This window comes from uncultured Dysosmobacter sp. (assembly GCF_947631635.1).
Taxonomy (GTDB): Bacteria; Bacillota; Clostridia; order Oscillospirales; family Oscillospiraceae; genus Oscillibacter.
Genome location: NZ_CANRMB010000022.1, coordinates 27,779 through 41,807, shown reverse-complemented (window position 1 = coordinate 41,807; position 14,029 = coordinate 27,779). Strand labels below are relative to the sequence as shown.

Sequence of the window (14,029 nt, the reverse complement as noted above, 5' to 3'; positions counted from 1 at the left end):
TTCCATTTGCGTGTATGACTGGAGAGAGGGTGCTTTTGGGCCGACAGCAGACATTATTCTGCCGGCCACAGAGTACGAACTGGAGGACGCACTTCATAAGGTTCGGGGCGGTGAAGGCGGCGAGGCGAAGGTGTACGTGGAGAGCTGTAGGGGCTTTCCGTTTTTACAGTCCCATATTTGCGAGACAGAGGATCTTCGGGCATTGAATGCCTTGGCCGAAAAGTTATCAACGCTGGAAGGATGGCAAGTGGATGCACTACAGGGACTGGTGCAGATGGACGAGAAGAATGGGACGGAACTAAACGTCTCAAGGCTCTATGACCTTGCCTCCAGCGTGGATAGCTGTCAGGTTCTGTATGATGTCAAAGACTACACCTCGCTTGGCCGGTTCTTCGCCGAGAACGATTTTATACCAGAGCTGGAGAATGTACCGGATCAGGCATGGGATCTTTTGGACTTTGACGCGATAGGAAGACGGATGGCGGTCCAGGAAAACGGGGTCTTTATCGACAGCGGAGGATATGTTGTAAAGATCGGAGACTTAAAGGAGAAATTCAAAGATTTGCACCTGACGCCAAAAAAGCCGGACTATACAGTCTTGCTTGATTTAGGCGTAATGGATGCTGAGGAGTCTGTGCTGCTGAAGCTCCCCTGCAGCCGATCCACTCTGGACGCCGCCCTCAATCGACTCGGCGTTGAAGACTGGTCGGAAATCTCATGGCGCTGCGCTGACTGCCTTATTCCAGCACTCCGGGATGCCTTCAGTCAGACGGACAGTATTGATATGGCCAATGGCGCAGCAGCCCGAATCGCCCAGATTTCGGCGGAGAAAATCCTCCCGCTCAAAGCCCTCGTCGAGGCTTCCCAGTGCTCCAATCTCTCCGACGCAATCAAGCTCATAGACAGCATGGACGCATACACCTTCACGCGCCAATATGACAGTCCGGAAGCCGTGGCGCTGGACAAGCTTTCATTCCTACTCGGCGATGGTGACAGGGCGACCCTGCTCCCCTTTGTTGAACTCCACAGGTATGGGAAAAAACTCATAGAGGAGCAGAACATTTCCATGACACCCTACGGAATCAAGGTGCTGTGGGCCAGCGAAATTGAGCCCTTCCCTATGGAGGTGACCAAGCGCCGGTTTCCCAGCATGAACCACTGCGGTGACATTACAAAGCTAAAAGGCTCGGAGCTGCTTCCTGTAGACATCATCTGCGGGGGCAGCCCGTGTCAGGATCTCTCTGTGGCTGGAGCGAGGGCCGGACTAGCCGGCGCCCGCTCCGGCCTTTTTATGGAGCAGGTCAGAATCGTGCGGGAAATGCGGGCGGCAGAAGAAATGGAACGAGGCCGCATAGGGCTGCAGATCCGACCACGGTACATGGTATGGGAGAATGTGCCGGGGGCTTTCAGCAGCGGGTCCCCAAAAGGAGAGGATTTCCGCATCGTTCTGGAGGAGATCGTGCGGGTTCGAATGCCCGGTGCGGCTGTGCCTATGCCTTACCCCAACGGGTGGGCACCAGCCGGCCGCCTGGAGATTTTCGGCGTGATGTCCTTGGCATGGCGGATCCTGGACGCCCAATACTGGGGCGTTGCGCAGAGAAGAAAGCGGATATTCCTCGCAGCTGACTTCGCTGGGAATACCGCTCCCAAGCTGCTTTTTGACCACCTGAAATAGAAGGAGGATGACGAGCGTGATAGTTGGACTGACCCTCTATGACAACGAGGGACAGCTATCCTTCCTGGAACCTATAGTAGAATGGAAGGCTGGAAATACCGCCCCAAGGGGCAGGCGCATGACAACTGCGGCGGAGCTCATCTCCATCCCATATCAGTATTGCGACCTCACGCCAGGGCATGGAAATCTGCTGGGGGACGCCTATTGGGAGCTGCGTTCCCCCGTCTTGGAAGATGGAACTATTCTAAACACCGGCGCGGCGCCTCGCGATCCCGTCTATTCCTCCCTCGCCAGTGTGCTGGAGGAGCGCCCGGCCAGAAAATATTATCTCAGCCGGACAGCCTGCCTGGGCATCCTTCGCCGGGCGGAGGAACGAGAGAAAGCACTTCCCAGCCAGCTGGAAGCGGCTTTGAGAGCACAGGCTGGGTCTGCGCCATTCCCCAGTGTGAAGGGAACGGATAGCGGCGGGAAGCACCTGTTCGCCGCCGCTTTCTCCGCTGGCGCCGGCGCCACAGCCGGCAGTATCGCCTATAGTGAGCAGGTCACTCCCACCCTGAAAGGCTCCCCCAGCGGGAACAGTATGCCCTCCGTCCTCTGCCTCAACGACCAGGGCGGCGCAGTTATGGAGTGCTCAGAAAATATAACCGGAACGCTTCGGGCCCAGGAGCATGGGTATCAGCCGCTGGTTTTCAACACCAACAGTCCAGACCATCGGTCTGGCGGCCGTTTTGATGCCGCCCATCCTATCCCCGCAACATTTGAAACGGCAGGCGTCAATGCGCCGCCCAGTGGGGGAAATCGGGTCAACGCCAGCCCAAAACGGCTGGTCTACGAGAATCACGGGATTGACGCCAGATACACCGGTCCCCACAGGATCGTGCCCACTCTCTCCGCCCGTGCGGGCACAGGGGGAAATAATCTGCCGTTGGTCGCAGAGAAAATGGAGGAGGAAGATGCACCTATAGTCTGCATCACCGGCAACGCCATAGACCGCCAACCACTGAATGGCGGCAATGGGCTTGGTATTTCAGAGGATGGGATTGCGTTTACTTTGACTGCCACAGACCGCCATGCCGTATTCTCCCGCCAGCGGGCAGATGCATTCAAAGCAAGCGATATCGTCAGCACAGAGAGCGCACGCCAGCACAAGGATGCAACGGATCTTGTCTATCAAGATAATGCCCGTCAAATCGATCAGGACAGGCTGGCGGCAGATAAACCACTCCTCATCAGACGGCTAACTCCATTAGAATGTGAGCGGCTTCAAGGTTTTCCGGACGGGTGGACAGATGTCCCCGGTGCCGCGGACTCCGCACGGTATAAAGCCCTGGGAAACAGCGTTGCCATCCCGTGCGTAGAGTTTATCCTCGCCGGGATCACCGCGGCAATTCAAGGAGCGGTATAGCATTGTCCATATAGCATGGTTTGGCGGATGTTCTTCGTTGGTATTGGTAATAGCTTTGCGGCGGTGCTTTCGATATACTTGCTTGCGAAAGGGGGAAAAGGACATGGATACCAGCAAGCTTAAGAATCTCTGCGCTCCGATCCCCGCCAGCCTTCATGAACGTGTGCGGCAGAAACAAGGGGAGTCGGGCAAAAACCTCGGCGAGTACATGACATGGCTTATCTCGGAATTCTACAAACAGGAAGGAATGGTAAAAGTGAAAGACGGACAGCGTACCGTGGCATTCCAAGTAGACGCGGACCTCTTTGATAGGTTCAAGGAGTTCCTCAAGACCAAGGGCATTAAGCAGAACGCATTCTTCGTGGAATGTATCCAGAGGGCGTTGGCAGCGGACAGTGCGGCCAAACAAAATGAGGGACAAGAAGGCCACTGAGTGGTAACCTGTACTCCATCTGAAAGTTGTTGACAAAGCAATTGAAACTGATATAATAAGCATAGAAAGAGCGCCGTTTCTCAACGGTTAACTCCTAAGTCAAGTCAAGCGTTGAAACGCTGACCGCTCGGTGGCTGCCGGGCGGTCAGCAAGCTTTTGGGGACATGTAGATCATCAACCAAAGGGCGACGATAAAACACACCACGAAGCGAAGGACTTTCGTCCATCGCCCGCTTCCCATCGGCACCACCTCCCTTCGATCCAAATCGCAGGGAAAATGGGGCTTCCCGCCTTGAAACGGCGCTCTACCCCTTGCGGGGCGAGATTAATTATACCGAATAAAATGAAAGATGTCAATTTTCGCCGCCCGTGAAGGGCGGCTTTTTTTGTAAAGCAGTATTTACGTTGAACATCGCTCCCACCAGCCTGAAAACCAAGCTGACGGCGTGACTGTGGGTGCTGCGCTCCCTATCTCTCCGCCGTTGACCTCATTCTCTCTATCCTCGTACTGGTAAGATGATCTGTCCCACCTGCCCTGCCTCCCATCATTTGGCGCGCCGGACGCCTGAATCCGGCATGTAAATCAAAAAATGTTCTGCAGCAAGGCCGCCCATACGAGCGGCCTTTTTCATGCTTGGAGGTGTTTCATCATGTATATCTATCCCAACAACCTGAAAGCCAAGCCGAAAATGTGGCTGTGGGAGCTCCGCTCCCTGGCGCTCATCGGCGTTGGCCTCATTCTCTCTGTCCTTGCGCTGGCAAATGGGCTGAGCGGCCTGCCGCTGATTGTAACGGTCATTTATGGCTTTCTCTCCATTAAAGTGGAGGATACCAGCGTTCTGGACTTTCTGCGGTTTGCTGCAAACTTTCTAATCCTCAAGCAGCAGTACTTTGAATGGGAGCAGCATTATGAAAATGAATAAAAAACAGAAGAAAGAAGCGCGTCAGAGGGCCTCCACCCGGCAGCTCATGGGCATTCTGGAACTCACGGAACACGGAGCGAAAACTCCCGCCGGTGAGTTCATTTTTTATCTTGTCCGCCCGGACAACCTCTCTGTCATGCCGGAGGAGGCGGTGAAGAATCGCATCCTAGCGCTTACAAACCTCCTGCGCTCCTCGGCTGAACTGTGCGTTGTAGCGCTGGATTCCCGCGAATCTTTCCAACGCAATAGGGACTGGTACCAGCAGCGGGCGGAGGAGGAACCGCTCCCCGCTGTGCGGGCTCTGCTCCGCAGCGATGCCGCCCATTTGGACGCCATCCAGACCGGGACCGCATCTTCACGGGAATTCGCGCTGCTGGTAAAACCGGATACCAAGCTGCCCCCGGATCAGGCGCAGCTCGCCCAACTTGAAAAACGGATCCACAGCTGCGGCTTTACTGTCAGGCTGGCTCAGGAGCAGGATGTCAAGCGGATTCTGGCGGTCTATTATCAGCAGGACGCATTCACAGACGACTACAAAAACTACGATGGCGAAGGGATGGTGACAGAAACTGCTCATGAAACCGAAGAAAACAGTTAAGAAGCCCGTGAAAGCCAACACCGCCGGCGCCAAGCAGGAGTGGAAGCCCAAGGACTTCCTGGACATGGTGGCGCCCACCGCGGTGCGGTTCAATACAGATCACTATATTTTGGGCAGCACCTATCGCTGCGCCATGGCCATCAAGAGCTATCCCACTAAGACCGATGAGTTGGCACTCCTCCGCCGCCTGGGAGAAAAAAGCGGCGTGACTCTCCGGGCTTATATGCGCAGAGTAACCCCGGCAGAGGAAAACGCCATCCTCCATAACGCCAGCAGCCGCAGCCGGATGGAGCGGAGCAATACGGACAACTTGAAGCAGAGCGTCACCGCCGAGGCGGACTTTCAGGATGTGGTCACTCTCATTACCACAATGCAGCGCAATCAGGAACCTCTCGTCCACTGCTCCGTTTTTCTGGAACTCTGCGCCAGGGACACAGATGGGCTGAAGACCCTGAAGGACGAAGTGACCGCCGAACTCGCCCGCTCCAAGCTGGGCGTGGATCTCCTGCTCCTGCGGCAGAAGGATGGGTTCCTCTCTGTCAACCCCTTCGGCAGCAACCACTTCGGGAGCCAGTTTGAGCGTGTCCTCCCTGCCACCTCAGTGGGCAATCTGTTCCCTTTCAATTATTCCGGCAAAACCGATCCCCAGGGTTTCTATATCGGCAGGGACAAATACGGCAGCAACATCATCGTGGATCTGGATCGGCGGGCGGAGGACAAGACCACCGGCAGCGCCCTCATCCTCGGCAACTCCGGGCAGGGCAAAAGCTGGCTGTTGAAACTCATTCTGTGCAACATCCTGGAGAGTGGAAAGAATGTCATCTGCCTGGATCCCGAGCATGAACTGGTGGAACTGTGCGCGCGGCTGGGCGGCTGCTTTATTGACCTCATGGATGGCGGGTATAAGATAAACCCGCTGGAGCCTAAGCTGTGGAGCGACGACAAAGAAGTTGATGAATCGGCACCCGCCCCCTTCCGCCAAAAGACGCTTCTGTCGCAGCACATCTCTTTCCTCAAAGACTTCTTCCGCAGTTATAAATCATTCGAAGACAGGCACATCGACACCATTGAGATCATGGCAGAACGGCTCTACCTCCGCTTCGGCATCACAGACAATACTGATTTCAGCAAAGTGGCGCGGGATGGATACCCCATCCTCTCCGACCTCTATTCCACCATTGAGAATGCGTACAGAGATTATGACCGGGAGGAAAATCCCCTCTATACGAGAGAACTCCTTCAGGAAATCCTTCTGGGGCTCCACTCCATGTGCAAAGGCGCGGAAAGCCGTTTTTTCAATGGCCACACCAATGTCGCCTCAGACCGTTTCGTTGTGTTCGGCGTGAAGGGACTTCTGCAGTCCGGTGGGAATGTGAAGGATGCTATGCTTTTTCAAAATCGTGTCGTATTTGATATAGGTGGATTCCTTCACCTTCATTCTCTCCAGCCGCAGCCACTCTTCGCAGAAAAAAGCAAGCCTGTGGCGGTTGTTCGTCACAGGCAGGGGCGTGTTGTTCAAGAGGGCGGCTTTACATTGTGTGACTTTTTCCTTTGCCTCCTTATAGGTCTTGCCGTAGCAGAACCCATACCTGATTTTTCCGGACAGCTCATACCCTTTGATATAACGGGCCTCCCAGCGTCCGTCTTTTCGCTTAAAAATGTTTTCACCTTTTCTTGCCATAGTAATCACCATGCCGACCGCAAAGCTGTCGGCACAAATAGGAATGAAAGAGTGCTGACAAGCGGTCGCCTTTCTTATAAAATTGGAGTTAGAGGGGGAAGCACACTACAACGCACGGTAGGAAGAGTCGTAGATGGCTTCCGGAGCTAAAAACAGTATAGTAATCAGTGCCAGGACCACCGTTTCAAGCACAAATAAGTGGCGCTTCGAGCCCGCACACTAAGGATTGTATTAACGCCTGTTAAATGCCTGGTGGTCCAGTCACTGCTTTCTCCTCACCATTTTGCTATGAGGAGGGCGTAGTTTGAAAGTCGTATTTCCAACCTGCTGTGGGGTCGATGTGCACAAGTCGTTTCTGGTGGCAACCATCATTAAGACTCAGGCAGACAGCTTGCAGCCCAGCTATCAGAAAAAACGCTTTTCCACATTCAACTCAGATCTGAACCGCTTTGCCGACTGGCTCCACAAGAATGGCTGCCTGGATGTTTGCATGGAGTCCACCGGGAAGTACTGGGTCCCCGTCTTTAACATCTTGGAGAAGCGGGCCATCCGGGTCGTTATTGCTAATCCGAAGTGGGTCAAGGCGGTAAAGGGAAACAAGGATGATACTAAGGATTCCAAGTGGATCGGGGACCTCTTTCGCATTGGTTTGGTGAAGAGCAGTTTTATCCCCGACAAGGATACTCGTATCCTCCGCGAGTTGACCCGCTACCTATAAGCTCACATCCATGAAAAGCAGCGAGAAAAACCGTTTTCAGAATGCGTTTACCGTCTGCAATGTGGCGTTGGATTCCGTTGTGTCTGATATGTTTGGAAAATCCGTGACCGCAATCACGGATTACCTGACATCCAACGAGGATTTTGACGCCCAGCATTGCGTTTCCCTGTTGCAGTGTTCTCTCAAGAAAAAGGCAGACAATGTCCTTGACGCAATCGAGGGTTATGAGATCACACCGGAGCAGAAGACCCGCATTGGTATTATCCGTGATCATCTCCACTACATTGACGCTCTCATCAGCCGGGTGGACGCCTGCATTAACGTCATGGTTCAGAAGTACGAGGGATATATCACCCTTCTCTGCACCATCCCCGGTATTGACCGAAACGGCGCCATCACCATCATTTCTGAAATCGGCGTTGATATGGCCCAGTTCGGTTCTTCCAAACGGCTGTGCTGCTGGGCCGGTCTTACCCCTGGCAACAATGAATCCGCAGGCAAGAAAAAATCTGTCCGCATTTCACGTGCTGGAGTCTATCTCAAACCGGCGTTGGTACAAGTTGCCCACGCCGCCGTGAAGGACAAATCTTCTCCTTACTACGCCCTAAAGTATGAGCGGATCACAAAGCGACGGGGCAAGAAACGAGCCATCATCGCCATCGCCAGAATGATTTTAACTGCCATTTACTCCATGTTCTCTACTGGGGATGTCTGGAACCCAGTTGACCTGTACAAAGTTGATATGCCCGAGCATTTGAAAGAGAAGCAGTTACAAAAGGCCATCAACCAGGCAATCCGTTTCTTAGAAGCCCAAGGCTTAAACGTGGCTTAGCCCAACACCTACACTCTGCCCTGAAAACCTCTTGTTGGCAGGGCCAGTTTGTTGTGCCCTTTTCAGGTAGTGCTAAAATCTGATAGTCTTTCACACTAAATTCCTCCAATACATGTTGCATAGATTCAATTATAGCGGCCGGTGACGGCGTATTTGACTGCGATAAACTCCGGAGATGCAGAGAAATTTGGAGTAAATATGATCTAGATATCGCAGTACCAGGTTTTTTTCAGCGAAACTCCAGTAAAAAACTGTTGAAAACAGGGGCATGATACAGTATAATAAAACCGTCTATGGAATGGTGCAGGTACTCGTTGAGTGGCCAACTCTGCGAATTATTTATGGAAAGGTTCACAAAGTTGGCCTTGATTTTGTTACCCTGCAGCCAGAATACTCACAAAATATGTTTCATGCAGAGCCCTGAAATGAAGAAAAGCCCGGACCGTCCCCAAAAGAGTAAGGGGCGGCACGGCCGCCCCTTCATGGGGGGTACCCCCCATGAAAAACGTTGTCAGCAAAAGATCGCCATAGCAAATTGGACGCCTGGGATTCTACATAAAGAATAAAAAGGCTCTGCGCTTGTTTGCGGTGTGTTTTGAGAAAAGGGAGAGACAGCGGTGGCGGAAGGACAATGGGGCCGGCCGATGATACAGCACGAGATCAGTTTCCTCACGCAGGAAGCCCGCGTGGACAGCGTGGAATCCGATCCCGAGGCGCAGTGGAAAATGCAGCAGCCTGCGCAGGACAGTATCCTCAGCCGCTTTCGGATATTGGCGGGACAGACATATGAGCAGATGCTGGGCGCCGAGCAGATGGCTGTAGGCCGGGAGGCCCCCCGAATACGCCTGGAGCCGGATTCAGATGAAATCGGCCCCACGGGCCTGTACATTCGAGAGTTGCCTTTGCTGACTGCGGACAGCGCCCGCACCCGGCGGGGATGCAGTCCGCACGGCCGAAATACGCGCCGGAATGTATGAAAACATGATCTATCAATACAAACACAAGGGGAGAAACGAATGGAAAAGCAGGAGATGCAGCAGATAGAGGAACAGGAAATCGACCTGTTGGAAGTATTCTATGTGCTGTGGCGCAATGTGTGGGTCCTGATTGTGGCCTTATTGGCCGGCGCGGTGGCCGCAGGGCTGATCACGGTGTTCTTTATCACGCCTCAGTATGAGGCCACGTCGATTATATACATCCTCTCAAAGACCACCAGCATCACCTCCCTGGCGGATCTGCAGATTGGCAGCCAGATGGCGGCGGATTTCCAGATCATTGCCACTACCCGGGAGGTCCTGGAGCCAATCAGGGAGGAGTATGATGTCCGCGGCGAATTTGAGGACTATGAGAGCTTTGTGGAGTGCGTAGACGTGGAGAACCCCGCCAACTCCCATATGCTGCAGATCACGGTCACCTATCCGGATGCGTTTTTGGCTGCGCAGATCAGCAACGCCATTGCGGACCAGCTGAAAGTCCAAATCGCGGAGGTTATGAGTACGGACCTGCCCTCCACGGTAGAGCGGGCCGTGATGCCGGAGGAACCCGCCAGCCCCAATTTGCTGATCAACTTTGCGGTGGGTGGGCTGCTCTGTTTCGCCGCGGCTGCCGCCGCACTCCTGCTGCGCCACTTCTTGGATGACACCATCAAGGACGAGGAGGATGTTGCGAAGTATCTGGGCCTGAACACGCTGGCCGCGATCCCTCTGGAGCATTTTGAGGAGGACGAGGCGCTCCAGCTGCCTCCCAAGCGGAAGCCCGGAAAGGCTAACAGCGGCGGTGCCACTGGGAGGAGAGTCTCTAAATGAGCAGGCGGAGGATCGTGTTTTGGTGCGCCGTCGCGGTAATGGTGCTTGCGGGAGCCTTTGTGGCGGTGCAGATCGGCAGCGCGGTACACAACGCCCGGATCTACGGAGAACTGCAGGAACAGGCGACCGCCTCTGAGCAGCCGTCAGGTTTGGAAGACATTCCTGCGGAGCCGGCCCCGCAGCCGTATGTGTCGCCCATCGACTTTGCGCAGCTATGGGATATCAACGAGGATATTTACGCCTGGATTGAGATACCCGGTATGGATATCTCCTACCCCATTGTCCAGCACCCTACCGATGATGAGTACTATCTGCACTACACCATTGAGGGAAACAGGGGGCTGCCGGGCTCAATTTACACGGAGCCCTCTGTCAACAGCAAGGACTTCTCGGATTTCAATACCGTCATATATGGCCACCACGCCAAGGGCGGATTGATGTTCAGCAATCTGGTGAAGTATCGGGATTATTCCGTTCTGGAGGAGAACCGTGCCATTGTGATCTATACGCCGGATGCGGAGTATCACTATAAGATCTTCGCCGCCGAACTGTTCGGCAATGAGTATATCCCCTATTACTATCCGTGTGATACCGAGGCCAGCCGGCAGGAGTATTTGGATGCGCTGGCCGGGGTACGGGACATGAACAGCTATTTTTTGGATGACGTGGAGGTGACTCCGGACAGCCATATCATCACCTTGAGTACCTGCACGGGTGTTTCGGCCAACCGGACTACCAACAGGTACCTAGTGGTGGCTGTCCTGGAGGATCTGCTCCCTGCGGGAGAGGGTGCGCAGGAATGAGAAAAAAGATCAGCCTGTTTCTTTTGCTTTTGCTCTTTGTGTTCTCTCTCACCGGCTGTAAAGCGCCGGATGAGGACCCGGTTCTGCCGGAACCGCCCGCCGCGGAATCGGAGGATTTGGAGTGGAGCGGCACCGTGGTCCTGGATGGCACAACATACCGCCGGCGCACCGACCTGAAAACGGTCCTGTTCTTGGGGATAGACGACACCCAGACCGTGGAGGCCGAGGGCATCCAGGTGGGGAACCAGGGACGGGCGGATGCCGTGGTGTTGTTCATTCTGGACAAGACGGCCAAAACCACCCAGGCCCTGACCATCTCCCGGAACACCATGACGGAGGTGGATGTATACAAGGGCAACGGGGACCCGGCCTACTCGGGCGTCATGCAGCTCAACATGCAGTACGCGTTCGGAGACAGTCCCGCCCGGGGGAATTTCCTGATGAAGCGCACGGTGTCCGAACTGTTGTACAACACCCGGATTGACGGCTGCCTGTCCATGACCATGGAGGGCATTGCGGTCATCGTGGACGGGATGGGAGGAATCACCGTCACCCTGCCCAAGGACTATACGGACATCGATGCGGGCTATACAGCCGGGACCGCCGTGACGCTGGACGGCGCGGCGGCGGAGCGGTTCGTGCGGTACCGGGATGTAAACGTCTCGGGCAGCGCGGAGGATCGCCTGGAGCGGCAGAGCTGGTTCGTCCACACCCTGTTCCGGCAGATGAGAGAGCAGGGGAATCTGGAGGAGCGGCTGGACTGGATGCTGGAGACGGCGGAGGAATACATCGAGAGCGATGTGGACGCCGAGACAATCAAGATGCTGGCGGACTATCAGATGCTGGATGAGACGGAAAAGGTCCCCGGGACTAACAGGGCCGGCAAACTCCACGACGAGTATTACGTGGACGAGGAGGCGCTGAAGGCGCAGATCGTGGAATTATTCTATGAGCCCGCGGAATGACGAGGTATTCACCGGCGCGTAAGCGCCGTTGGATAAATATGGAAGAAAGGAGGAGATCGAAATGAGAAAGCTGATGAAGATTGCTGTCGTTTTGGGTCTGGCGCTGAGCCTGACCTGCACCGCATTTGCCCTCTCTCCCAGCGCCGTGGTGGGCGTGGGTAAGGCCGTGGGGGCGAACGGCAGGGCTGTGACCGTTCGGGAGTCTGCTCCCACTGTGACCCCCACTGCCACGCAGGCTGTGGAGGTGCTGAAGGACGTGGCTCCCGCCGGGACTAAGGCGGAGGATCTGTCCGTGGTGTACTCCATGGATCTGTCCGTTCCCGCCAGGGACCTGCCCGTGACCATCACCTTTGAGGTGAAGGGTGCAAAGGCTAGCGACGATGTCTATGTGCTGCACTTCGACGGCAGCGCCTGGGAGGTCGTGGCCAGCGGCAAGGGTGGTACCATTGATGCCACCTTCACAAGCCTGTCCCCCGTGGCGGTGGTGCTGCAGGCCGCCGCGACGACCACTCCTGGCACCGGTGCCGGCAGCGACAAGCACATCGCACCTCAGACCGGTGTGGACATGACCATGCTCTATGCGGGGATTGCCGTGTTCGTAGCTGCAGGTGCAGTCGCTCTTGTGACGAGCAAGAAGAGATCCGCCTGACGGAAAGAGACCCCAAAGTCAAAGGGGTCTGGCTTCTTTGGAAGCAAGGCCCCTTTGACGGAGGGAAAATGAGGGGGGAGGACGGCATGCGATCAATTGCGGATATCCACTGTCATATTCTCCCGTATGTGGACGATGGGGCGGAGCATGCGGCTGAGATGGAGAAGATGCTCACATCCCAGGCGGAGCAGCACGTAGAAGTGATCTGCTTTACGCCCCATCTCAGGACGGGGATGTTCACGTCCAGTGATGAGGATGTCCGCCGCCGGTTTGGGCAGGCGGAGGAATTCGTTCGGCGGCGTCAACTGCCAATCCGGCTGTTTCTGGGCCGGGAGTATTACTGCAATGAGGAGTTTCTTGAAAGACTGGAGGCCGGCAGCCTCCTGACACTGGGCGGCGGAGACGCCCTGCTGATGGAGTTTTCCGGCCGCTGTGATGCGGATGCCATTTGCGAATATATCAAACGGGCGAAGCAGGCCGGCTATCAGCCGCTGGCGGCCCACGTAGAACGGTATCCGGCCATCGGCGCCAACGCAGATCAGGTGAAGAGGCTGATTGACGCGGGTGCCAAGATACAGATCAACGCCAGCAGCCTGCTGGGACATGAAGGGATTCGGCAGAAGCTGTTTTGCTGGAAGCTGATGAAACTGGGGTTGGTGGATGTGGTCGCCTCGGACGCCCACGACCCGCAATACCGCCCCCCTGTACTGGGGGAGTGCGCACACAGAATCGAAACGAAAATGGGACAGGCCTGCGCCCAAAAGGTGCTGTGGGATAACCCATTGAAGATATTATCGCTGTAGACGGGGGAGAGACATTTGGAACAGGTAGAAGTGAATCTGGCGGAGTGCATCACGCTGAAGATGCCGGAACTGCCGTACGAGATCAATGAGGAACTGAAGGTGCTGCGGACGAATCTGCAGTTTTGCGGCGTAGAAAAAAAGGTGATCTGCGTCACCAGCGCAGTTGCCAGCGAGGGCAAAAGCACGACGGTGCTGAACCTGTGCCGGTCCATTGCGGAACAGCAGAAGCGGGTGCTGCTGATTGATGCGGATCTGCGTCGATCTGTCTTTCGGAAGAAAGTCAAGAAGGGAAAGCTAAACTACGACTTGTCTCATTATCTGTCCGGCCAGTGCACGGCGGAGCAGGCGGTGAGCCAGACGACGCTGGACGGGCTGGATGTGATCTTTACCGTGGTGACGCCTCCCAACCCGTCTGAGCTGTTGGGCAGCGAACTGATGAAGCAGATGCTGGATACCATGCGGCAGCAGTATGACTATATCATCATTGACTGCCCCCCGCTGGGCATGGTGGTGGACGCCGCGGTGATTGCGCAGTACTGCGATGGAGCGATTATTCTGATCTCTGCCGGAGAGGTGAGTTACCGTGCGGCGCAGGACGTGGTGCGGAAAATGGAGAACACAAAGTGCCCGGTTTTAGGCGTCGTGCTGAACAAGGTAGACCGTCGGAAGAGCGGGAAGTACTACGGGAAGTATTACGGCAAGTACTACGGCGAAAAGTACGGCGGATATTATTGAGCCT

Annotated in this window: 13 protein-coding genes and 3 pseudogenes; all 16 read left to right on the top strand. The window is 55.3% G+C overall.

The window, feature by feature from the left end; all coding sequences use genetic code 11:
- Nucleotides 1-10 precede the first annotated feature (10 nt).
- Nucleotides 11-505, top strand: a pseudogene (locus tag Q0Z71_RS17140) (antirestriction protein ArdA); the annotation flags it as partial.
- A 561-nt stretch (nucleotides 506-1,066) separates the two neighbouring features.
- Nucleotides 1,067-1,660: pseudogene (locus Q0Z71_RS11520) on the top strand (DNA cytosine methyltransferase); the annotation flags it as partial.
- Nucleotides 1,661-2,150: 490 nt separating this feature from the next.
- Nucleotides 2,151-3,080, top strand: a pseudogene (locus Q0Z71_RS11515) (DNA cytosine methyltransferase); the annotation flags it as partial.
- Nucleotides 3,081-3,183: 103 nt separating this feature from the next.
- Nucleotides 3,184-3,513, top strand: a complete 330-nt coding sequence (locus tag Q0Z71_RS11510) for a hypothetical protein (protein ID WP_298022626.1) — start codon at nucleotides 3,184-3,186, stop codon at nucleotides 3,511-3,513.
- A 650-nt stretch (nucleotides 3,514-4,163) separates the two neighbouring features.
- On the top strand, nucleotides 4,164-4,436 hold the full coding sequence (locus Q0Z71_RS11505; protein ID WP_298022623.1) for a hypothetical protein: 273 nt from the start codon (nucleotides 4,164-4,166) through the stop codon (nucleotides 4,434-4,436).
- Nucleotides 4,423-5,034 (top strand): hypothetical protein, encoded by a 612-nt coding sequence (locus Q0Z71_RS11500; RefSeq protein ID WP_298022620.1) that lies wholly within the window; start codon nucleotides 4,423-4,425, stop codon nucleotides 5,032-5,034. Before Q0Z71_RS11505 ends, Q0Z71_RS11500 begins: the two co-directional genes overlap by 14 nt.
- Before the next feature lie 64 nt (nucleotides 5,035-5,098).
- Entirely contained in the window at nucleotides 5,099-6,865 is a 1,767-nt protein-coding gene (locus tag Q0Z71_RS11495; protein ID WP_298022617.1) for a helicase HerA domain-containing protein, read from the top strand.
- A 154-nt stretch (nucleotides 6,866-7,019) separates the two neighbouring features.
- Nucleotides 7,020-7,433 carry a transposase gene (locus tag Q0Z71_RS17135; RefSeq protein WP_363316709.1) on the top strand — a complete coding sequence of 138 codons (414 nt, stop codon included), beginning with the start codon at nucleotides 7,020-7,022 and terminating at the stop codon, nucleotides 7,431-7,433.
- 10 nt (nucleotides 7,434-7,443) lie between these two features.
- The gene (locus Q0Z71_RS11490; protein ID WP_363316708.1) at nucleotides 7,444-8,265 is read left to right on the top strand and encodes a transposase; all 822 of its coding nucleotides are present in this window, start codon (nucleotides 7,444-7,446) and stop codon (nucleotides 8,263-8,265) included.
- A gap of 617 nt (nucleotides 8,266-8,882) precedes the next feature.
- Nucleotides 8,883-9,242 (top strand): hypothetical protein, encoded by a 360-nt coding sequence (locus Q0Z71_RS11485; RefSeq protein WP_298022614.1) that lies wholly within the window; start codon nucleotides 8,883-8,885, stop codon nucleotides 9,240-9,242.
- A 39-nt stretch (nucleotides 9,243-9,281) separates the two neighbouring features.
- Nucleotides 9,282-10,070: a YveK family protein gene (locus Q0Z71_RS11480; RefSeq protein ID WP_298022612.1), complete on the top strand. Its 789-nt coding sequence runs from the start codon at nucleotides 9,282-9,284 to the stop codon at nucleotides 10,068-10,070.
- Nucleotides 10,067-10,873, top strand: a complete 807-nt coding sequence (locus tag Q0Z71_RS11475; protein WP_298022609.1) for a class B sortase — start codon at nucleotides 10,067-10,069, stop codon at nucleotides 10,871-10,873. Before Q0Z71_RS11480 ends, Q0Z71_RS11475 begins: the two co-directional genes overlap by 4 nt.
- Nucleotides 10,870-11,838, top strand: a complete 969-nt coding sequence (locus Q0Z71_RS11470) for an LCP family protein (protein WP_298022605.1) — start codon at nucleotides 10,870-10,872, stop codon at nucleotides 11,836-11,838. The genes Q0Z71_RS11475 and Q0Z71_RS11470 overlap by 4 nt, the downstream gene beginning before the upstream one ends.
- Before the next feature lie 61 nt (nucleotides 11,839-11,899).
- On the top strand, nucleotides 11,900-12,487 hold the full coding sequence (locus tag Q0Z71_RS11465) for a hypothetical protein (protein ID WP_298022603.1): 588 nt from the start codon (nucleotides 11,900-11,902) through the stop codon (nucleotides 12,485-12,487).
- A gap of 86 nt (nucleotides 12,488-12,573) precedes the next feature.
- On the top strand, nucleotides 12,574-13,290 hold the full coding sequence (locus Q0Z71_RS11460) for a CpsB/CapC family capsule biosynthesis tyrosine phosphatase (protein ID WP_298022600.1): 717 nt from the start codon (nucleotides 12,574-12,576) through the stop codon (nucleotides 13,288-13,290).
- A gap of 15 nt (nucleotides 13,291-13,305) precedes the next feature.
- Entirely contained in the window at nucleotides 13,306-14,025 is a 720-nt protein-coding gene (locus tag Q0Z71_RS11455) for a CpsD/CapB family tyrosine-protein kinase (RefSeq protein ID WP_298022597.1), read from the top strand.
- Nucleotides 14,026-14,029: the final 4 nt, after the last annotated feature.

Excerpts from the sequence above, each read along its gene's own strand:
- Q0Z71_RS11490 (WP_363316708.1), top strand. The coding sequence starts at position 7,444 with ATGAAAAGCAGCGAGAAAAACCGTTTTCAGAATGCGTTTACCGTCTGC.
- Q0Z71_RS11465 (WP_298022603.1), top strand. The coding sequence starts at position 11,900 with ATGAGAAAGCTGATGAAGATTGCTGTCGTTTTGGGTCTGGCGCTGAGC.
- Q0Z71_RS11500 (WP_298022620.1), top strand. The coding sequence starts at position 4,423 with ATGAAAATGAATAAAAAACAGAAGAAAGAAGCGCGTCAGAGGGCCTCC.
- Q0Z71_RS11505 (WP_298022623.1), top strand. The coding sequence starts at position 4,164 with ATGTATATCTATCCCAACAACCTGAAAGCCAAGCCGAAAATGTGGCTG.
- Q0Z71_RS11510 (WP_298022626.1), top strand. The coding sequence starts at position 3,184 with ATGGATACCAGCAAGCTTAAGAATCTCTGCGCTCCGATCCCCGCCAGC.
- Q0Z71_RS11460 (WP_298022600.1), top strand. The coding sequence starts at position 12,574 with ATGCGATCAATTGCGGATATCCACTGTCATATTCTCCCGTATGTGGAC.
- Q0Z71_RS11470 (WP_298022605.1), top strand. The coding sequence starts at position 10,870 with ATGAGAAAAAAGATCAGCCTGTTTCTTTTGCTTTTGCTCTTTGTGTTC.
- Q0Z71_RS11475 (WP_298022609.1), top strand. The coding sequence starts at position 10,067 with ATGAGCAGGCGGAGGATCGTGTTTTGGTGCGCCGTCGCGGTAATGGTG.
- Q0Z71_RS11495 (WP_298022617.1), top strand. The coding sequence starts at position 5,099 with ATGGTGGCGCCCACCGCGGTGCGGTTCAATACAGATCACTATATTTTG.
- Q0Z71_RS11480 (WP_298022612.1), top strand. The coding sequence starts at position 9,282 with ATGGAAAAGCAGGAGATGCAGCAGATAGAGGAACAGGAAATCGACCTG.